The following is a 19,699-nucleotide window of genomic DNA, read 5'->3' as shown; positions in this document are numbered from 1 at the left end:
GGGTCGTCCAAGGCGGCTCCCGATACGATCAGGAACCGCTTCAGCCCTTATCGGTCATGCATATTCCAGTTACCGATGTCAGCATTCACGCCGTCACCGCCTTCCTGACCATCAGCACCCAGGCTGAAAACATCAACCGCACCGTGCTCGCCCGGCATTACATAGTTATATTCATAACCCCAAGGGTCTTTCGGTAGGCGCTTGATATAACCGCCGTCCTGGTAGTTACGCGGCTCAGGGCTTGATGACGGCTTAGTCACTAGCGCATCCAGGCCCTGGTCCGTACTCGGATAAACACTGTTGTCCAATTTGTACATATCAAGCGCCTGCTCCAGGGCACCAATATCTGTTACGACTTTCTGCTGATCCGCTTTTTCCTTGTTACCTAGCAAGTTAGGCACAACCAGGCTGGCCAGAACCCCCAAGATAACAATAACTACCATCACTTCCAGCAGCGTAAAGCCGCGTTGTTTGCGTTGCATTAAAAAAACCTCCAAAGAAAAAAACTACATGCCTACCATATTGTTCAAGGCAATAATCGGCATCAGAGTGGCAATCACGATAAACATGACTATGCCAGCCATAGCGACAATTAGTAAGGGTTCAAAAATCCCCAGTGCCATATTGACCAGAGACTCGAAATCTCGATCCTGGTTATCGGCGGCCCGGGTTAACATCTGCTCAAGTTCACCACTGCGTTCACCACTGGCGATCATATGCAGCATCATGGGTGGGAACAGCTTAGTCTGGTCCAAAGATACGCGCAGGCTCGCCCCTTCTCGTACCTTATCGGCCGCTTCAAGTACCTGCTTATTGACCCAGGTATTGGTCATCACATCTGACGCGACCTTCATACCTTCCAAAAGCGGAATTGCACTGGAGGTACAAATTGAAAGGGTACGGGCAAAGCGGGAAGTACTCAGGCCACGGGCAACCTTACCAATAACCGGCAACCCCATCACCCAGCGATCCCAACGCAGACGAAAGTCCGGCTTTCTCAGTGCTGCTTTGAGCAACAACACAAGCAAGGCTATCATCAAGACCACCACCAGGCCCCAGTTCTGGACAAAATTACTGGCCGCCAGCAGTACCTCGGTAATTGCCGGCAGCTTCTGCCCCATCTGGACAAACTGATCGACAATCTTCGGCACCACCGTTGCCAGCAAAAATGCCACCACCGACACTGCCACCAGGGTCAACATGGTCGGGTAGATCATTGCCTGTTGCAGTTTACTGCGCATCTTTTGGCGATTCTCGGTGTAATCAGCCAATCGATTCAACACCGTATCCAAATGCCCGGATTTTTCTCCGGCTGCAACCATGGCACGGAACAGCTGGTCAAAAATATGAGGGTATTCAGCCATACTGTCCGACAGGGTATAACCTTCAACGACACGGGAACGTACGGCCAGCAACATCTGCTTAAGCCGCGGCTTTTCGCATTGTTCACCCACAGCCTTAAGGCACTCTTCCAGCGGCATCGCCGCCTGCACCAAGGTCGCCAGCTGACGGGTGATCAAAGACAGCTCAGTGGTACTGATCCCACGGCGCAACCGGAAGCCGCCACTGGCCCGCTTTTGCTCACGCTCCAGGGTCTGGACGACTTCGATCGGGATCAGCCCTTGCTCGCGCAACTGCTGGCGTACCTGACGGCCAGTGTCACCCTCAAGTACCCCTTTCTTCTGTCGCCCCTTGCCATCAAGCGCCTTATATTCAAATGCAGCCATCTATCAGCCCTCCCTGGTGACCCGCATCACTTCTTCAAGGGTGGTGATACCGGCTTTCACTTTTTCAAGACCGTCATCACGGATGCTAGGCGTATGCCCGCGAATGGCCTTCTCAATCGCCATCTCGCCTACTTCCGCGTGGATCAGCTCCTGCACTTTCTCATCAACAAGCAACAGCTCATGAATACCGGTTCGGCCACGGTAACCTTTATTGTTACATTGCTCGCAGCCCGTTGCCCGGTATAAGGTCAGTGGCTCATCTTCCGACAGGCCAAACAAGCGCTTCTGCTCAGTCGAAGCTTCATACGGCTCACGGCAATGCTTACACAAGGTACGGACCAGACGCTGGGCCAGAACACCCAGCAACGACGAGGAAACCAGGAAGGGTTCGATGCCCATATCACGCAATCGGGTAATCGCACCTACCGCAGTATTGGTGTGCAGGGTCGACATTACCATGTGACCGGTCAGAGAAGCCTGTACCGCAATTGATGCAGTCTCAAAATCTCGGATCTCACCAACCATCACCACATCCGGATCCTGACGCAAAATTGCACGCAGGCCGCGGGCAAAGGTCATGTCCACCTTGGTGTTCACCTGGGTCTGGCCGATCCCGTCGATATCAAATTCAATCGGGTCTTCAACTGTCAGGATATTACGCTCCCGACCATTAAGCTCCTGCAACCCGGCATACAGCGTAGTGGATTTACCGGAACCGGTCGGGCCGGTCACCAGAATAATCCCGTGCGGACGCTGAATGATATGCTGGAAACTTTTGTGGTTACCTTCCGTCATACCCAGGCTGAACAGATCAAGACGAGTAGCGTTCTTATCCAACAAACGCAATACCACACGCTCGCCATGTGATGACGGCATGGTTGATACCCGCACATCCACGGCCCGGCCACCGATACGCAGAGAAATACGACCATCCTGAGGCACCCGCTTCTCAGCAATATCCAGCCTTGCCATAACCTTGATACGAGAAACCAGCAGTGGCGCCAGTTTACGGCTTGGCTGCAACACTTCACGCAATACGCCATCCACCCGGAAGCGGATCGACAGCTCTTTCTCAAAGGTCTCGATATGGATATCTGATGCCGCTTCCTTAATGGCCTCCGCAAGCATCGCGTTGATCAATTTAATGATCGGGGCATCGTCTTCCGACTCCAGCAAGTCTTCCGTTTCTGGCAGATCTTCGGCCAACGAGAAGAAATCATCGCTGTCCGAGCCCAGATCTTCCATCAGCTGGCGAGCTTCCGACGAATCCCGCTGATAAGCTTCTGTCAGCTTGAGCTCAAACTCTTTCTCGGGAAGCTCATGGGGCATAAACGCCCCACCGGCGACCCGGCGGACTTCCGCCAGGACAGCCGCCGTTATCGAACCGGTATAATAAAGAGTCACGCCTTGCTCTGCCTGCTCCAATACCACCCGATGACGCCTTGCGAACGAGAATGGCAGACGGAACAAGGACAGGACTTCACCGACCTGGTTATCTGCTTCCATCATTAATTCTCCAGCTGAGCCACAAACGCACGTACTTCCGCAGGCAGTGAAATATCTTCACCGTACTTCGGCAATACAGGCATCTCAGCATCCGGCATCAGGCTAATACCTTTATCGGCGCGGTACAGCTGCTCAGCACGGATATAGTTATATTTGCGCTGGGTAATACCATCAGCAGTCACGCCATCACGGATAATCGTCGGCTTAATAAATACCATCAGGTTCGTTTTACCCTTGCTGGTATTGGTCGACTTGAACAAGTGGCCCAGAATCGGAATATCGCCCAAAATAGGGATTTTCGATTCATTCTCATTAACTTTCTCTTGAATCAGGCCACCCAGCGCGATCATCTGACCATCTTGCACCAATACCGAGGTTGTCAGCTGACGCTTGGAGAAGCGCACATCTACGGCACCTTCGGCGCCCAGCACGTTCGACACTTCCTGCTCAATTTTCAGCTGGACTGAATCCCCTTCGTTGATCTGCGGGGTCACATTCAGCTTGATACCCACTTCCTTACGCTCTACGGTCTGGAACGGGTTGTCATTGTTCGAGCTCGATGTCGAACCGGTCACGACCGGCACTTCCTCACCCACAATGAACGAAGCTTCGCCGTTATCCATCACCGTAATACTTGGTGATGACAGGATATTAGAATGGCGATCGGTTACTACCGCATTAACCAATGCCGTCCAGTCGCCCATCACAACACCCAGTGCAGCACCATTCACGCCACCTAACACACTACCGAGGGTAGAAAAATCACCTTTCTTATCAGGAGTTCTCGTTTCCGTTCTGTCATTACCAGCACCGGTAATCGTTGTAGAGCCTGGAATATCCTCAGCTTCCTGCAAACCGATCGCAAATTTACTGATGGGGATACCGGAGTTATCAAACTGAACAACACCACTATCTAGCGAGCCCCATTGCACCCCGAAGTTGATGCCATCACCTTCTGATAACTCAACAATCATCGCTTCAATCAGCACCTGGGCACGGCGAATATCCAGCTGGGCAATGATATTTTCCAGTGCGCGCATGATATCTGGCGGCGCAGTCAGAATTAGAGAGTTGGTATCGACGTGAGCCGATATCATCACTTCGTTCTTACTTGCCGACTTGCTACTACCTTGCTTCTCGGCCTGCAGGTTGTCCGACACCCCTTTCAGGACATCGACCATCTCTTCGGCATTGGCATATTTCAGGTACACCACTCGGTTGTTACCCGAAGTTGCCATTTCTTTGTCCAGCTGGCGGATAAGACGCTTGAGGCGATTACGCACCTTCGGATCACCCGACAGCAATACTGCATTGGTTCGCTCATCAGCCACGAGCTTAGGCTGGAGAAACTGAGGCTGCGACTTAGCGTTCGAGGACTTATTCAGCGCATCGACAATACGCACCATTTCTGCCGCCGAGGCATTATTCAGCTCGACCACATCAATCTCTTTGTCACCGGCACGGTCAACCCGCTCGATAATTTCCGCCAGGCGGTTCACAACGGCTGCACGACCAGTGATCATAATGATATTGGCTGGGTCATAGTGCACCACATTACCTGCACCCGCGTTATCATTAAGCTGACGCAGCAGCGGAGACAGCTCTCGGACCGACACATTACGCACCGCAATCACTCGGGTCACCACTTGGTCACCCTTGATTTTGTCCTTTTCGCCAACAACCGGGATCGCCGAAATCTTCGCATCTTTGTCTCGAATTACTTTCAGCACCCCGTTGTCCATTTCAACGACTGCAAAACCATAGACTTCCAGAACATTCAGGAAGAACTGGTAGTACTGTTCATCATTCAGTAAGTCATAACTACGAACATTGACCTGGCCGCGAACAGCAGGATCAACGATGATCGTTTTCTGCAAATTGCGCCCTACAATATTAATGAATTCCTGAATATCGGTTCCTTTGAAGCTGGCACTGAACTCACTTGCCATCGCAGAACTGCACAGCAAGCTTCCAGCCAACCACAGGGCACTTTTACCCATCCATTTTTTCACAAAAAACTCCTGCGTTATCTCGCATGTAACTAGCGCAACTCAATATAAATATCGTGTAACTGGCCTTCTCGCTCTACCGTCAGGGTAAAGTCCGTTGCCTGTGACAGCTCTGTCCACAACTTAGCCATAACCGTCGGATCCGTCAGGTCGTTACCATTCATGCTGACAGCCAAATCATTAGCCTTTAGCCCAACCGAATCAAATAGCGCGCGTTCTTTACCAGGGTTGACCCGGTAGCCCACCAACTTACCGTCCCGCTTCACTTGTGACAGACGGATATAGCTAAACAAGGTTTGGGGCTTTTCCAGGATTTCCTGCTTGATTCTGCTGAGATCCGTAGACGGCACAGGTTTAGCCTTCGATGCCGGAGGCAACGGCAACGGCAGTGCCCGTCCGCCCTTAGTAAACTTCACCCCATCAAGCATCAAGGTTTCATCCCTGCCGCTGTTACGAATAATCACCCGATCGACATAAACAGCCTGCAAGATAGCACGTGTACCTTCAATAGCCTCGTTTAGGCCATACGTATTCTGCTTTCCACTGTGAGTGATCACCGCCAGACTGGTTTGGGAATCAGAACTCGCCACCACTCCAACCAAAGTCAGGTTAAGGCGCGTAACCGGGGCATCTTGCTTCACCGGTTCTTTTTTAACAACGGGTGCATTTTGCTGATAGCGACCAAACAGGTGCATGTCTAGCACCTCAGACACCTGAAAGCCCGAACGGTTCGATGACGAAACAGCAACCTGCTTCGCCTGCCAAGAAGAAGGCGCTGCTGCCGGCTGAACAACAGACCAAACCAAACGTCCCAGAATCCATGCCAACATCACCACCAATAACCAAGTCATCATGCGAGTGAGTGCTGTCACTGACAACGGGTGCTTAGCCTGAAGCAGGCCCAACCATTTTGCTGCAACCATTTTAAAATCCATTAATCCTGTGGATGTAATCTAGATACGGCGGCTTGGATGCCGGATCCGGTAAGAATACCTGTTAGAAAAAAATAACGGCAGTCTTTTACTTATAAAAGATGAAATATACCAAAACAGATCACGTAAAAAATATATCTACTATCAATACACTAGACATTATGGAGCAAATATTCTCCCTTTGCTGTTGAAATCTAGAGCCAATATCACCATTTACTAAGGCTGACGCTGTAATCGCATTATGGTATTTTTAGCGCCCTTTATGGGCAAGGAGCACGTTATGGGCCAGAAATCATCTGATTCTGACACTCTCCAGGTACGTCTTGATAAATGGTTATGGGCTGCACGCTTTTACAAAACCCGTTCGATTGCCCGTAATATGGTCGATGGCGGTAAAGTGCACTATAACGGGCAACGATCCAAGCCAAGCAAACTGGTCGAAGTCGGTGCAGAAATTCGCCTGAGACAAGGCAACGATGAAAAAACCGTTATCATCGCCAAATTGTCCGACACCCGCCGGGGCGCACCTGAAGCACAAACGCTTTACCAGGAAACTGCCGAAAGCATCAAGCAACGCGAAGCCCATGCGCAGATGCGCAAGCTCAATGCCTTCGATAGCCCTAGCCCTGACAAGCGTCCTGATAAGAAACAGCGACGCGATATAATTAAGTTTAAGAGCAGTAACTAACTTTTACCTGCTGGAGTATACAAAAGATGACAAACGATAGTCTGTACCGTTACCTGTTTGACGGTGTATCTGTACGTGGTGAACTTGTTCAACTGAACGAGACATATCAGCAAATCATTTCCAGCAAGGAATACCCAGCTCCAATTCAGCAGCTGCTGGGTGAACTGCTTGTTGCTACCAGCCTGCTGACAGCAACCCTGAAATTCGAAGGTTCCATCACGGTTCAGCTGCAGGGCGATGGCCCGGTTAAACTGGCTGTCATTAACGGCGACCACAACCAGCAAATGCGCGGTGTGGCTCGCTGGGAAGGCGAAGTACCGGCTTCTGAATCAATCCACGATCTGATTGGCAAAGGCCACATGGTGATCACCATTACGCCAAACCAGGGTGAACGCTACCAGGGCGTCGTTGGTCTGGAAGGCGACAGCCTGGCAAGCTGCCTGGAAGGTTACTTCGAAAACTCTGAACAGCTGAAAACCCGCATCTGGCTACGTACAGGTGAAATAGAAGGTAACGCCAAGGCTGCCGGTATGCTACTGCAGATCCTGCCTGACGGCCAGGGCAGTGCTGAAGATTTCGAGCACCTGGAACAACTGACTGAAACGGTCAAGAACGAAGAGCTGTTTACCCTGGAAGCACAAGATGTACTTTACCGCCTGTACCACCAGGAAACAGTACAGCTATTTGAACCGCAGGACGTTGCATTCCAGTGTGGCTGTTCCCGCGAGCGTAGTGCATCGGCAATTTGTTCGATTGATCGCACCGAAGTTGATCGCATCGTAGCTGAAGAAGGCAAGGTTTCTCTGCACTGTGATTACTGTGGCACCAGCTATGACTTTGATAGCATTGATGTTGCAGCTCTGTTTGAAAATGCGGCGGCTGACAGCAGTAACCAGGTTCATTAATTATCGCCACGCATTAACACTGAAATTAAATTACAAAAGCCGGATTTATTCCGGCTTTTTTTCATTCTGAAGCACATCCCCCCCTCACTACTGAAAGCTTATAACGCGCTAAGTCACGCTTTTTTCAAGACAAATATTAATTTTGAGACCTAGCGCAAACGCTTCACATTACCGTAAAATTACAACCCACAAAACACCTAAAACTTTTACCTAACCTTAACTTTTTAATGGTTAATTTTTGATTAACATCCCTGATTTACCCCCATAGGGTTGCTAGCATGGTCAACAGTTAAACAACATCTTACCCAAGGAGCACCTATGACTGTCATGAACGTCGAGAAAAAGGTTGCAAAACATATGGATCTGTCTAAATACGGTGTCAAAAATGTTACAGAGATCATTCGTAACCCATCTTACGAAGTCCTGTTCGAAGAAGAGACCAAACCAGGCCTGGAAGGATATGAAAAAGGTGTCGTAACTGAGCTAGGCTCAGTGGCTGTAGATACCGGTATCTTCACCGGACGCTCACCCAAAGATAAGTTCATCGTCAAAGATGATACGACTCAAGATACCCTATGGTGGGCTGACCAAGGCAAAAACGATAATAAAGCCATTGGTAAGGAAGCGTGGAACGGTCTGAAAGAACTTGTCACCGAGCAGCTATCAGGCAAACGTCTGTTTGTCATTGACGGCTACTGTGGTGCCAACCCTGATACCCGACTATGTATTCGTGTTATCACTGAAGTAGCATGGCAGGCTCACTTCGTGAAAAACATGTTCATCCGTCCAAGCGAAGAAGAGCTGGAAAATTTCGAGCCGGACTTCGTCGTCATGAACGGCGCTAAGTGCACAAACCAGAAATGGGAAGAGCACAGCATGAACTCCGAAAACTTCACTGTTTTCAACCTTACCGAGAAAATGCAATTAATTGGCGGTACCTGGTACGGCGGCGAAATGAAGAAAGGTATGTTCGCAATGATGAACTACTTCCTGCCGCTAAAAGGCATTGCGTCCATGCACTGTTCTGCCAACATGGGTGAGGAAGGTGATGTTGCAGTCTTCTTCGGTCTATCCGGTACAGGTAAAACGACCCTGTCTACCGATCCGAAACGCGCCCTGATCGGTGATGATGAGCACGGCTGGGATGATAACGGCGTATTCAACTTCGAAGGCGGCTGCTACGCGAAGACTATCAACCTGTCCAAAGAAGCTGAGCCTGATATCTACAATGCCATCCGTCGTGATGCCTTGTTGGAGAATGTGACAGTCCGCAATGACGGCTCTATCGACTTCGACGACAACTCTAAAACAGAAAATACCCGTGTCTCTTACCCTATCTACCATATCGAAAACATCGTTAAGCCGGTATCTAAGGGTGGCCACGCTAACAAGGTGATCTTCCTGTCTGCCGATGCATTCGGTGTACTGCCTCCGGTCTCTAAGCTGACTCCGGAGCAAACCAAGTACCACTTCCTGTCTGGCTTCACAGCTAAACTGGCCGGTACTGAACGCGGTATCACAGAGCCAACACCTACGTTCTCAGCCTGTTTCGGTAACGCATTCCTGACCCTTCACCCAACCAAGTACGCTGAAGTACTGGTTAAGCGTATGGAAGCCGCGGGCGCAGAAGCTTACCTGGTGAACACTGGTTGGAATGGCACCGGCAAGCGTATCTCTATCCAGGATACCCGCGGTATTATCGATGCCATCCTAGATGGTTCTATCGACAAGGCTGAAACCAAGCATGTACCTCTCTTCAACTTGGAAGTACCAACTTCACTACCAGGTGTTGATTCGGCAATCCTTGACCCTCGCGATACCTACACAGATCCACTGCAGTGGGAAAGCAAGGCGAAAGACTTGGCCGAACGCTTTATCAATAACTTCGATAAGTATACTGATAATGAAGAAGGTGCATCACTGGTCGCAGCTGGCCCTCAGCTAGACTAAGCTAACCACCCAATCCTTATTGAGCCCCTCACCCGAGGGGCTTTTTTATTTATTTTTCTAGCTGATAGCACTCAAAAACAGCTTATAAACAAGGTAAACTTGCTTGCAGACCGGTAGATTTTCCGTCACTTTATACCCATAAGAAAACCACCTCGGGAAGGTTCAATGCGTCTGTTCGGAAAACTCTTCGCTACCGCACTCGTTTTATTACTGCTATGCCTAACAATCGTGCTGACTCTGATGCATACCCGACATGCGACTTCCCTCGTTAGCTATGCACTTAACACCTTTAGCTCTTATTCGATAACCGCAAGCTCGGTCAATTACAACTTCACCGACCCGTGGCACCTGACCATCAGCGATATCAACCTCAAAGATCCACAGCAAGACAGCATCAGTTTTACGACCAAAGAGCTACAAATCTGGCTCACACCCAATAAGCTCTTTAAACCTGGCTGGCACTTTGACACCATTTTAATCGACGGCCTCAGCCTTACGCCTGATTCATCACTTCCAGCCCTGCCACCGCTATATACCAATCGGTTGGCCCTGACCCGTTTCAATCTGCAAAGTCCCGAGTTGACGATTAAAAACAGCAAGCTACAGCTCAATAACTGGCGCAGCGAACCTCAGCCATGGCCTCAATTTACCGGCGACTTCCAGCTAGCAGCAAAAAAAATACGCTGGCAAGACACCACACTGAACAATGTCTTGCTCGACGGCAACCACAACCAGCAACACTGGATCATCTATGGTTTCTCGTTTAACTGGCAACAGGCAAACTTCAACGGACAGGCTGAATACCTCAATAAAACAAAAGCTGAAACCCTGATCCTACACCAGCTAACAGTCTCTGACCTGAAACTGCAAGACAACCGTCCACTCGGTATCCAGCCAGCCCACCGCTTAGCCACCAGATTCAAACATCCATCTGAGCTGCCATCCATTATCGATATCCGTCGGCTGGATATCCTCAATAGTTCTTTAGAACTACCTGAACTCACTCTTAATAACGCGGATCTGTCACTGCAAAACTGGCACTGGCCAACAACCCACTGGCAACAGCAAAATGCCCATTTCTCACTCAACGCCGACAGTCTCCGCTGGCACAATACCGTATTTGAAGATCCCCTGGTCGAGCTGGCATTTTCCCCGCAGCAAATGATTATCGAAGGAATATCGGCCAAGGTGATGGAAGGCTATATCCAGACCGACGGTACTCTGACACCGGACACCCTGGCATTGAATCAGCTAACCATCAACAGCATCAAGTGGTTCCTGCCGGAACAGTGGCCCGCTCAATTGCAGACAGCCAGCCGCCGCTTCGAAAATATCCGGCTTGCCGCATTGGATATCGGCTATGCCCAGTTTATCGATACTCACCCCGAGCGCCACTTTCAGCTGTCTGATCTCAATCTCAGCGGGCACGATCTGATCTTCCAACACCACGGCCAACCCGGCCTATGGCAGGGAGAACTGACAGCCAGCGCCGGTTTTGCCAGCATAAAAACCATTGCCATGGTCGAACCCTTGATGACCATGCACAGCCAGAACGGACAATGGCAACTGTCGGAACTCACAGTCCCGTTTCGCAGCAATGGAATACTGGAAGCCAAGGGCTCACTCAACCTGCGACAAGATGGCCACCCCTGGCAATTGCATCTCACAACTGACAGCATGCCAGCTACCGCACTATCGCAATGGCTGGCACTTCCCCTTCCGGTCAGCGGGGCTATGGATATCGAACTATCAGCCAACGGACTGAGCCAACACACAACAAGTCTGGCCTATAGTTTTGAAGGTAAACTGGATGGCAAATTCCGCCAGCTCCAACTCAAACAACACAGCACCAGTCAGCTCTGGGCACAATGGAGCGAAATGGAGAAGCCGATATTCGCAACATCCCAAAAAATGAAGTCCCAGCAAGTGAGCGCCAGCGAGCTGCACCTTAGGGCCGATCGCGGGCGGATCTCGCTGGCTCCGATATCGCTTCAGGCCACCGATTTTAACGCAACACTCAAGGGTCAATGGGATTTGGCCAAACCAAATGGCCGTGAGATAAAACTGCAGGCAACCCAAGGCTGCCAGCAGCTAATAAAAGAATGGCGGGGAGCTCAACAACAGATCTCGCAGTCATCATCCTGTGATGGCAGCAGCATATAAGTTCCAGTGAAAGTTGAGGCCAATTGCTCACCACTATAGACACAAACTTCAACAGTGACCCGGCCTTTCCGACCACTAGCCAACCGCTCGAGATCCCCCTTGAGGTTCTCGAGCGAGGCAACAGCACAGGGACGTTCCTTAACAGGGGCAACATAACGGATATGACTGTCAGCCAGGACGATATCAGCAGTCAGCTTCCGCTCTTTCAACAGCGTCCAGACAAACCCCCAGCCTGCAAGCGTAGCCATCGTAAAAATGCTACCGGCAAACATCGTCTCACAAGGATTGAGATTGGCATTAATCAGGGCACTAACCTCAAAGCGGTAGCCCGTATACTGGCTGATCCGAACCCCCATCTTCTCGCTAATTGGGATCTGATACTGCCACAACTCCTGTAGCTCCTGGCACCACTCAGGATGCCGAACTACATCCGTCATCGGCTTCAGGTGCTTGAGCATCTGCTGGTGCCGCACTGGACCACGCTCCTCCGTCAACTCGCCCTGACTGGTAAAGCCATTACGCAAATAGAAAGGGATCGCCTCCTCGCGAGCATTACAGACCAGACGCTTAGCTCCTTCCTGATGGGCCAGCGATTCCAGCGCCATTAGCACTATCGCCCCCATTCCCTGGTGGCGGTGGTCAGGATGCACAGCCATGAAACGGATCTGACCTTCATTATCCGGCGTCATATATAACCGACCGATCGCAATGGTCTCACCGTTATCATCAACAATCATCCGGTGACAGCCCATTTCGTCGTAGGCGTCCCGCTCTGAGCCAACCGGCATGTGCCAGGGCTCACGCAACATACGCCAGCGAAAATCATAATACTGGGTCAGTTCACTGTCTGTTTTTGGGGTAAGCAATCGAAACATGAAATCCTTCTCCACTATTTCTTCTAGCTATTGGTCGGTTAGTGTGGACTTACACCTGCAACCAGAAAGTCACGGGACCATCATTAAGCAAAGCCACTTTCATATCGGCAGCAAAGATACCGGTTTCAGTCTTGATATCTTTGGCCTTACAACATTCGACAAAATATTCATACAGACGTTCCGCATCCGCCGGCGCCGCACCAGCCGAAAAGCTCGGACGCATACCGCTTTTGGTATCAGCAGCCAGTGTGAACTGTGAAACGACCAGCACGCTACCTCCCGCCTGCTGAACATTCAGATTCATTTTCCCGGCATCATCTTCAAACACCCGGTAACCCAACACCTTATCCCTTAAACGTTGCGCTTTTGCTTCATCATCACCTTTTTCGACACCCAGCAACACCAGTAAGCCCTTACCGATAGTCCCTGTTACTTCACCCTCAACGGTAACACTGGCTTCACTCACTCGCTGAATAAGCGCAATCATTCTTCTTGCTCCTTTTCCTTTGTTTCATGTTTTACTTGGTTAATTTGGCTGTCCAGGCGACCTTGCGGCTCAGACTCTGACATCACCTTTGGTTGCCAGTGTACACGTTCCCCCAAGCTGGCGGTAATTTCAGCCCCCAGCAGAACGATACACCAACACAGGTATACCCAAACAAACAGAATAGGGATCACCGCCAAAGCACCGTAAATCACCTGGTAAGACGGAAAGTTGGAAATATAAAGGGCAAATCCCTTCTTACTCAGCTCAAACAAGGTACTGGCAAACAATGCACCGATCAGTGCGTGGTGTAACCGTACCTTGATATTCGGCACCAGCAGATACAACCCCAGAAAGGCACAACTGGACATAAGCACGGGCAGTGCGCGCAAAGTTTGCTGAAACAACCCGTGAACTGCCTCGCTATTGAGTAGGTTAAGAGAACCGAGGTAAGAGCTGACGGCAATACTGGTACCCACCAGAATTGGCCCCAACGTCAGCACCATCCAATAGATAGAAAATGAAATCATCGGCCGGCGCTTTTCATGCACCCGAAAAATAAAATTCAGCGCCCTGTCGATAGATGAAATCAACATCAACGCCACCACAAACAACGCCGCAATCCCGACAGCCGTCATCTTACCGGCATTGGCCACGAACTCATTAAGGTATTCTTTCACGACCTCTCCGGCCGCTGGCACGAAATTCTCAATCACAAAATTTTGCAGCAACTCGCCAAGGCCGGCGAATACCGGAAACGTTGATAATGCAGATAGCACCACAGTCAGCAGCGGTACCAGTGACAACAAGGTGACATACGCCATTGACCCCGCAGCCACCGTCAAGCGGTCATGACCAATCCGCCGGCGTAAGTACTTGATGTAAGCAACAGCAATACACAACGATTGCCGCCAATTCAGCTTGCCTGTAATCTTTTTATCAGCCATAGTCTCTACAAAATTATTTATCTGTTTTTATAGTCAAAATAGTTGGTTAAGCGGCAGATAACAAACGTCGTCCCAATCTCACCAAGCCTAATCAGGAGCCTGTTATGCCTTATCTGCTTGTCACGATGCTCAGCCTCACCCTGTTATCCGGGTGCCAGAGCGCCTATTACTCTGCCATGGAATCTGTCGGGGTCCACAAACGTGAAATTATGGTAGACCGGGTTGAAGAAGCAACAGAAGCACAGCAAGATGCTCAGCAACAATTTACCAGCGCCCTGGAAGCGCTAAAAGCCCTCACCCAATTCGATGGCGGGGAACTGGAAGACATGTATAACCGCATCAACGACCAGTACGAAGCCAGTACCGATGCGGCCGACAAAGTCAGCAGCCGAATTGCCGCAATCGAGGACGTTGCCGATGCCCTTTTTGACGAATGGCAGGACGAACTTTCCCTTTATACCAGCAGCAAGCTCAAGCGCGACAGCGAAAGAAAGCTCAACAATACCAAAGCATCCTATCAGCGAATGTTCAGTGCAATGCACCGCGCCGAGCAGAAAATGACGCCAGTGCTCAATACCCTGCGCGACAATACCCTATACCTGAAACATAACCTCAATGCTGCCGCTATCGGTGATCTGCAAGGAGAATTCAACACCCTGCAACGCGACATCGAACGAGCTATTGGCGACATGGAGAGTGCCATCGCCGAATCAGAGCGCTTCATCTCCCAGCTGAAAAAAGCTTAATCGTCTGCCAGGCGGGTCAGTATCCAACAGGTCCGCTCGGCCATCATCTCCAGACACTGCTCAGCAAAACGCGGAAATTCAGCAGTTTTCGCGTTCATCAAGCCTCAGATACAAAAAATCCCCCCATGGTAGCACCGATGGGGGGATTGATTAACGTCAGCAGTTAGCGATTATTTCGCAGAACGGCCTGCACGTTTACGATCGTTTTCAGTAAGAAGTTTCTTACGGATACGGATGTTTTCAGGTGTTACTTCTACTAGCTCGTCATCATCGATAAACTCTAGTGCCTGCTCAAGAGTATACTTGATTGCAGGAGAAAGAACCTGAGCTTCATCAGTACCAGATGCACGAACGTTAGTCAGCTGCTTACCTTTCAGACAGTTTACTGTCAGGTCGTTAGAACGGTTGTGAATACCGATGATCTGACCTTCGTAAACTTCGTCCGCGTGCTCAGTGAACAGACGGCCACGCTCCTGAAGGTTAAACAGTGCGTAAGTCAGGGCTTTACCTGTTGCGTTCGAAATTAGAACACCGTTGTTACGCTGACCGATAGTACCGCCTTTGTGTGGGCCGTAGTGATCAAACGTATGGTATAGCAGACCAGAACCTGAAGTCAGGGTCATGAACTCAGTCTGGAAACCAATCAGGCCACGAGAAGGCATCATGAAGTCCATACGAACACGGCCTTTACCATCTGGTGCCATGTCAGTCAGCTCACCTTTACGTAGACCGATATTTTCCATGATACCGCCCTGGTGCTCTTCCAGTACGTCGATAGTCACAGTTTCAAACGGTTCCATTAGCTGACCATCTTCTTCTTTGATGATAACTTCTGGACGAGATACCGCTAGCTCGAAGCCTTCACGACGCATGTTTTCGATCAGGATAGACAGGTGAAGCTCACCACGACCTGATACGCGGAATTTATCCGGGTCTTCAGTTTCTTCAACACGTAGTGCAACGTTGTGTACCAGTTCCTTCTCAAGACGCTCAAGGATGTTACGTGAAGTCACGAACTTACCTTCTTTACCAGCGAATGGAGAAGTGTTTACCTGGAAAGTCATAGTTACTGTTGGTTCATCAACAGATAGCGCAGGAAGTGCTTCAACATTGTTCACGTCACAGATAGTGTCAGAGATTTTCAGCTCACCCAGACCTGTGATTGCAATGATGTCGCCCGCCGTTGCTTTTTCAACTTCGTGACGCTCAAGACCCAGGTAACCTAGAACCGTACCTACTTTACCGTTACGCTTCTTACCGTCAGCACCAATAATAGTTACCTGCTGGTTAGGTACAACAGAACCGCGAGTTACACGCGCAACACCGATAACACCAACGTAAGAGCTGTAGTCTAGCTGAGAAACCTGCATCTGCAGCGAACCGTCAACGTCAACAGCTGGCGCTGCAACGTTTTCAACGATAGCTTCGAATAGAGGTTCCATGTTCTCGCCAGTTTCGCCTTCTTCCAGGGTTGCCCAGCCGTTCAGAGCCGATGCGTAAACAACTTGGAAGTCCAGCTGCTCATCCGTCGCACCCAGGTTGTCGAACAGGTCAAATACCTGATCCATTACCCAATCAGGACGTGCGCCAGGACGGTCGATCTTGTTGATAACAACGATTGGCTTCAGACCGTGTGCAAATGCTTTCTGGGTTACGAAGCGAGTCTGTGGCATTGGGCCGTCAACGGCATCAACGATAAGCAGAACAGAGTCAACCATCGACATGATACGCTCAACTTCACCACCGAAATCGGCGTGTCCTGGGGTATCTACGATGTTGATACGGTAATCATTCCAGTTAATCGCTGTGTTCTTCGCAAGAATGGTAATACCACGCTCTTTTTCGATGTCGTTGGAATCCATTACGCGTTCTTCAACTTCACCGCGAGACTCTAACGTGCCAGACTGCTGAAGCAGTTTGTCAACCAGCGTTGTTTTACCGTGGTCAACGTGCGCAATAATTGCGATATTTCTTAATTTATCGATCTGTGGATTAGACATGTGTTTCACATTCACTCAGAACATGCAGCGACCGGATGGTGGCTACTTGGTTAAAAAAACGGCTCATAATCTAACAGATTTTACGCCAAAACCCACGAAATATGTGATTTATATCACCAGCTTTTTTCATTCTTTCCGCTAACCGGGGCAACAACAGCTGTTTTCCGGCAGTTCTCCCCCCAAAAAACCACTCCACAACCCCACTCAGCAGTCCGCATTAATTCCCACACCTCCCGCACCGATTTAAACGCCTCGACAACCTGCCCGGATTATTATGCAACCAACCGATTGACAAGATGCCAACCTCGGCTAATAGTAAAAGCGCACCAAAAGGGTGAAACCACCATTAATCGCACCATAACGGTGCACCAATTCACCATAACAGTGCAGAGATGGATTTTCTTAGCTTGCAAATCACCGTTATTGGGCGATTTTAGGGCTTTTTATAGTTGGCACGGTTTTAGCAAAGATATATTCAGATGAACGAAAAACCCGTTCGACATTTTTTTGCGGCCAGTTGCCCAACCTAACACCGGAGGTTACTCAAGATGTCAGTAGAAAACGTACTAGCGCTTATCCAGGAAAACGAAGTTAAGTTTGTTGACCTACGCTTTACCGACACAAAAGGTAAAGAACAGCACATCTCTATCCCATCCCACCAAATCGATGCTGAATTCTTCGAAGAAGGCAAGATGTTCGATGGCTCTTCGGTTGCTGGCTGGAAAGGTATCAACGAATCAGACATGGTAATGATGCCTGATGCATCAAGCGCGGTACTTGACCCGTTTACCGAAGATGCCACACTGAATCTCCGTTGTGACATCCTAGAGCCTTCGACCATGCAAGGCTACGATCGTGACCCACGCTCTATCGCCAAACGTGCCGAAGACTACATGCGTGCAACCGGCATCGCCGATACCGTATTGATCGGCCCGGAGCCAGAGTTCTTCCTGTTTGATGATGTGAAATTCGCGACTGATATGTCAGGTTCTTTCTTCAAGATTGACGATGTTGAAGCAGCATGGAACACCGGCAGCGACATCGAAGGCGGTAACAAGGGCCACCGCCCAGGCGTTAAAGGCGGTTACTTCCCGGTTGCTCCAGTTGATTCATCACAGGATATCCGTTCTGCGATGTGTCTGATTATGGAAGAAATGGGACTGGTTGTTGAAGCGCACCACCACGAGGTAGCGACTGCAGGCCAGAACGAAATCGCCACCCGCTTTAACACCCTGACCACCAAAGCGGATGAAATCCAAATCTACAAATACGTCGTACACAATGTAGCGCACGCCTTCGGCAAGACAGCGACATTTATGCCGAAGCCGCTCGTTGGCGATAACGGCAGTGGTATGCACGTACACCAGTCACTGGCTAAAGACGGTCAGAACCTGTTTGCCGGCGACAAGTACGGAGGCCTGTCTGAAACCGCGCTTTACTACATCGGCGGTATCATCAAGCACGCCCGTGCCATCAATGCTTTTGCGAACCCATCAACCAACTCATACAAGCGTCTGGTTCCGGGTTTCGAAGCACCGGTTATGCTGGCTTACTCAGCGCGTAACCGTTCTGCGTCAATCCGTATTCCTGTGGTACCAAGCCCGAAAGCCCGCCGTATCGAAGTACGCTTCGGTGATCCGGCTGCGAACCCATACCTGGCATTTGCAGCCATGCTGATGGCAGGTCTGGACGGTATCCAGAACAAGATCCACCCAGGCGAAGCAATGGACAAAGATCTGTACGACCTGCCGGCAGAAGAAGCGGCAGAAATTCCAACGGTTGCTGAATCGCTACAGGGCGCCCTGCAGTCACTGAGCGAAGACCGCGAATTCCTGACCGCCGGTGGCGTGTTCTCTGATGATTTCATCGATTCATACATCGGCCTAAAATCTCAGGATGTTGAGAAGATCAATATGACCACGCACCCGCTAGAGTTCGAACTGTACTACTCAGTGTAAGTAACAGAGACATTACTTAACAGCGAAGATTTAGGCCTGCTTCACAAGCAGGCCTTTTTACTCTTGTCGCCAAGTCAGAAGCAGATAACTCTTACCCTATCCGTCACCTGCCATTATCAAGCTCCATGAAAACAGCTCGCTACACGCTCATACTCTTTATCATCCTAACCAGCCTGACTACCGCGACTCAGGCGACCACCATCTATACATGGGAAGATGAAAACGGCGTAGTACACTTCTCCGATCAAGCCCGGCCAGGGGCCTCCACCGTCGATATCAACGTTCCGCCCCCCAGCTCAATCGCGCCCAACAGCCAGCAAGACAAGAATCCATCAACAAAAACCCCCGCCACACCTATTCAACAAAACGATGCCTCACTTCCCCCAGCGACTGTCCGTCTGCTCTCTCCTCTTCACGAACAAACCATTCGCAACAATGAAGGGATTATCGAGATATCAGCAGTAAGTAACCGCAAACTCACCAAAGGCCACAATGCCCGCCTGCTACTTAATGGCCAACCTTATGGCAGGCCACAGGCCCAGCTTAACTGGCAGCTCCATAACGTGGATCGCGGCAGCCATACCCTTCAGGCTCAGATACTTAAATACGGCAAGGTTATTGCATCATCCGATATAATCACTGTCTACCTGCACCGGGCCTCCTTGCTTAACCGCAAACCACCGGTGATAACACCCAAGTAATCCCTGATTCGGAAACATTTTCATTCACGATACCAGGCAGACAGGCTAAACTTGATTGCACCAACATGGTGCACTGTCAGTTCACTGCACCAAACTGAACTGGCTCCA

At 50.1% G+C, this 19,699-nt stretch carries 16 protein-coding genes; 7 read left to right on the top strand and 9 right to left on the bottom strand.

Annotation, left to right across the window (positions count from 1 at the left end; genetic code table 11):
- Positions 1–47: 47 nt before the first annotated feature.
- Genes gspG through gspC form a run of 5 tightly spaced genes read right to left on the bottom strand, consistent with a single transcriptional unit; the run spans position 48 to position 6,165 of the window.
- Positions 48–482: a type II secretion system major pseudopilin GspG gene (gene gspG / locus Q0852_RS17075; RefSeq protein WP_299019967.1), complete on the bottom strand. Its 435-nt coding sequence runs from the start codon at positions 480–482 to the stop codon at positions 48–50.
- A 24-nt stretch (positions 483–506) separates the two neighbouring features.
- Positions 507–1,727 carry a type II secretion system inner membrane protein GspF gene (gene gspF, locus Q0852_RS17070; RefSeq protein ID WP_299019966.1) on the bottom strand — a complete coding sequence of 407 codons (1,221 nt, stop codon included), beginning with the start codon at positions 1,725–1,727 and terminating at the stop codon, positions 507–509.
- A 3-nt stretch (positions 1,728–1,730) separates the two neighbouring features.
- Entirely contained in the window at positions 1,731–3,233 is a 1,503-nt protein-coding gene (gspE, locus tag Q0852_RS17065; protein ID WP_299019991.1) for a type II secretion system ATPase GspE, read from the bottom strand.
- A 2-nt stretch (positions 3,234–3,235) separates the two neighbouring features.
- A complete protein-coding gene (gspD, locus tag Q0852_RS17060) occupies positions 3,236–5,245 on the bottom strand; it encodes a type II secretion system secretin GspD (protein WP_299019965.1) in 2,010 nt (669 codons plus the stop codon).
- 29 nt (positions 5,246–5,274) lie between these two features.
- The gene (gspC, locus tag Q0852_RS17055; protein WP_299019964.1) at positions 5,275–6,165 is read right to left on the bottom strand and encodes a type II secretion system protein GspC; all 891 of its coding nucleotides are present in this window, start codon (positions 6,163–6,165) and stop codon (positions 5,275–5,277) included.
- A 289-nt stretch (positions 6,166–6,454) separates the two neighbouring features.
- Between gspC and hslR the strand changes: the two genes are divergently transcribed.
- The 4 genes from hslR (at position 6,455) to Q0852_RS17035 (ending at position 11,880) form a co-directional block, all read left to right on the top strand.
- Positions 6,455–6,862, top strand: a complete 408-nt coding sequence (gene hslR / locus Q0852_RS17050; RefSeq protein WP_299019963.1) for a ribosome-associated heat shock protein Hsp15 — start codon at positions 6,455–6,457, stop codon at positions 6,860–6,862.
- Between the two features lie 26 nt (positions 6,863–6,888).
- Positions 6,889–7,767, top strand: coding sequence for an Hsp33 family molecular chaperone HslO (hslO, locus tag Q0852_RS17045; protein WP_299019961.1), 879 nt, complete (start codon positions 6,889–6,891; stop codon positions 7,765–7,767).
- Between the two features lie 318 nt (positions 7,768–8,085).
- On the top strand, positions 8,086–9,717 hold the full coding sequence (gene pckA, locus Q0852_RS17040) for a phosphoenolpyruvate carboxykinase (ATP) (RefSeq protein ID WP_299019959.1): 1,632 nt from the start codon (positions 8,086–8,088) through the stop codon (positions 9,715–9,717).
- A gap of 165 nt (positions 9,718–9,882) precedes the next feature.
- Positions 9,883–11,880: an AsmA family protein gene (locus tag Q0852_RS17035; RefSeq protein ID WP_299019957.1), complete on the top strand. Its 1,998-nt coding sequence runs from the start codon at positions 9,883–9,885 to the stop codon at positions 11,878–11,880.
- Here the strand turns inward: Q0852_RS17035 and Q0852_RS17030 are convergent.
- Genes Q0852_RS17030 through Q0852_RS17020 form a run of 3 tightly spaced genes read right to left on the bottom strand, consistent with a single transcriptional unit; the run spans position 11,832 to position 14,186 of the window.
- A complete protein-coding gene (locus tag Q0852_RS17030) occupies positions 11,832–12,755 on the bottom strand; it encodes a bifunctional GNAT family N-acetyltransferase/hotdog fold thioesterase (protein ID WP_299019955.1) in 924 nt (307 codons plus the stop codon). The genes Q0852_RS17035 and Q0852_RS17030 overlap by 49 nt on opposite strands.
- A gap of 49 nt (positions 12,756–12,804) precedes the next feature.
- The gene (gene dtd, locus Q0852_RS17025; protein WP_299019954.1) at positions 12,805–13,242 is read right to left on the bottom strand and encodes a D-aminoacyl-tRNA deacylase; all 438 of its coding nucleotides are present in this window, start codon (positions 13,240–13,242) and stop codon (positions 12,805–12,807) included.
- Positions 13,239–14,186: a virulence factor BrkB family protein gene (locus Q0852_RS17020; protein ID WP_299019952.1), complete on the bottom strand. Its 948-nt coding sequence runs from the start codon at positions 14,184–14,186 to the stop codon at positions 13,239–13,241. The genes dtd and Q0852_RS17020 overlap by 4 nt, the downstream gene beginning before the upstream one ends.
- A gap of 104 nt (positions 14,187–14,290) precedes the next feature.
- Between Q0852_RS17020 and Q0852_RS17015 the strand changes: the two genes are divergently transcribed.
- Positions 14,291–14,932 carry a DUF2959 domain-containing protein gene (locus Q0852_RS17015; protein WP_299019950.1) on the top strand — a complete coding sequence of 214 codons (642 nt, stop codon included), beginning with the start codon at positions 14,291–14,293 and terminating at the stop codon, positions 14,930–14,932.
- A gap of 170 nt (positions 14,933–15,102) precedes the next feature.
- On the opposite strand, the gene typA is transcribed toward Q0852_RS17015, so the two are convergent.
- Complete coding sequence (typA, locus tag Q0852_RS17010; RefSeq protein ID WP_299019948.1) at positions 15,103–16,932, bottom strand: translational GTPase TypA; 1,830 nt, start codon at positions 16,930–16,932, stop codon at positions 15,103–15,105.
- 548 nt (positions 16,933–17,480) lie between these two features.
- Here typA and glnA point away from each other — a divergent pair.
- The gene (gene glnA, locus Q0852_RS17005; RefSeq protein ID WP_299019947.1) at positions 17,481–18,890 is read left to right on the top strand and encodes a glutamate--ammonia ligase; all 1,410 of its coding nucleotides are present in this window, start codon (positions 17,481–17,483) and stop codon (positions 18,888–18,890) included.
- A gap of 125 nt (positions 18,891–19,015) precedes the next feature.
- Entirely contained in the window at positions 19,016–19,591 is a 576-nt protein-coding gene (locus Q0852_RS17000; RefSeq protein ID WP_299019946.1) for a DUF4124 domain-containing protein, read from the top strand.
- Positions 19,592–19,699 lie beyond the last annotated feature (108 nt).

This window comes from uncultured Photobacterium sp. (genome assembly GCF_947502415.1).
Taxonomy (GTDB): domain Bacteria; phylum Pseudomonadota; class Gammaproteobacteria; order Enterobacterales; family Vibrionaceae; genus Photobacterium.
Note: the sequence above shows the minus strand (reverse complement) of the source record. Positions and strands in the feature narration are given on the sequence as shown.

Bases quoted from the DNA above. Each gene is read 5' to 3' on its own strand.
- gspG (WP_299019967.1), bottom strand. From the start codon at position 482: ATGCAACGCAAACAACGCGGCTTTACGCTGCTGGAAGTGATGGTAGTT.
- gspF (WP_299019966.1), bottom strand. From the start codon at position 1,727: ATGGCTGCATTTGAATATAAGGCGCTTGATGGCAAGGGGCGACAGAAG.
- gspE (WP_299019991.1), bottom strand. From the start codon at position 3,233: ATGGAAGCAGATAACCAGGTCGGTGAAGTCCTGTCCTTGTTCCGTCTG.
- gspC (WP_299019964.1), bottom strand. From the start codon at position 6,165: ATGGTTGCAGCAAAATGGTTGGGCCTGCTTCAGGCTAAGCACCCGTTG.
- hslR (WP_299019963.1), top strand. From the start codon at position 6,455: ATGGGCCAGAAATCATCTGATTCTGACACTCTCCAGGTACGTCTTGAT.
- hslO (WP_299019961.1), top strand. From the start codon at position 6,889: ATGACAAACGATAGTCTGTACCGTTACCTGTTTGACGGTGTATCTGTA.
- pckA (WP_299019959.1), top strand. From the start codon at position 8,086: ATGACTGTCATGAACGTCGAGAAAAAGGTTGCAAAACATATGGATCTG.
- Q0852_RS17035 (WP_299019957.1), top strand. From the start codon at position 9,883: ATGCGTCTGTTCGGAAAACTCTTCGCTACCGCACTCGTTTTATTACTG.
- Q0852_RS17030 (WP_299019955.1), bottom strand. From the start codon at position 12,755: ATGTTTCGATTGCTTACCCCAAAAACAGACAGTGAACTGACCCAGTAT.
- dtd (WP_299019954.1), bottom strand. From the start codon at position 13,242: ATGATTGCGCTTATTCAGCGAGTGAGTGAAGCCAGTGTTACCGTTGAG.
- Q0852_RS17020 (WP_299019952.1), bottom strand. From the start codon at position 14,186: ATGGCTGATAAAAAGATTACAGGCAAGCTGAATTGGCGGCAATCGTTG.
- Q0852_RS17015 (WP_299019950.1), top strand. From the start codon at position 14,291: ATGCCTTATCTGCTTGTCACGATGCTCAGCCTCACCCTGTTATCCGGG.
- typA (WP_299019948.1), bottom strand. From the start codon at position 16,932: ATGTCTAATCCACAGATCGATAAATTAAGAAATATCGCAATTATTGCG.
- glnA (WP_299019947.1), top strand. From the start codon at position 17,481: ATGTCAGTAGAAAACGTACTAGCGCTTATCCAGGAAAACGAAGTTAAG.
- Q0852_RS17000 (WP_299019946.1), top strand. From the start codon at position 19,016: ATGAAAACAGCTCGCTACACGCTCATACTCTTTATCATCCTAACCAGC.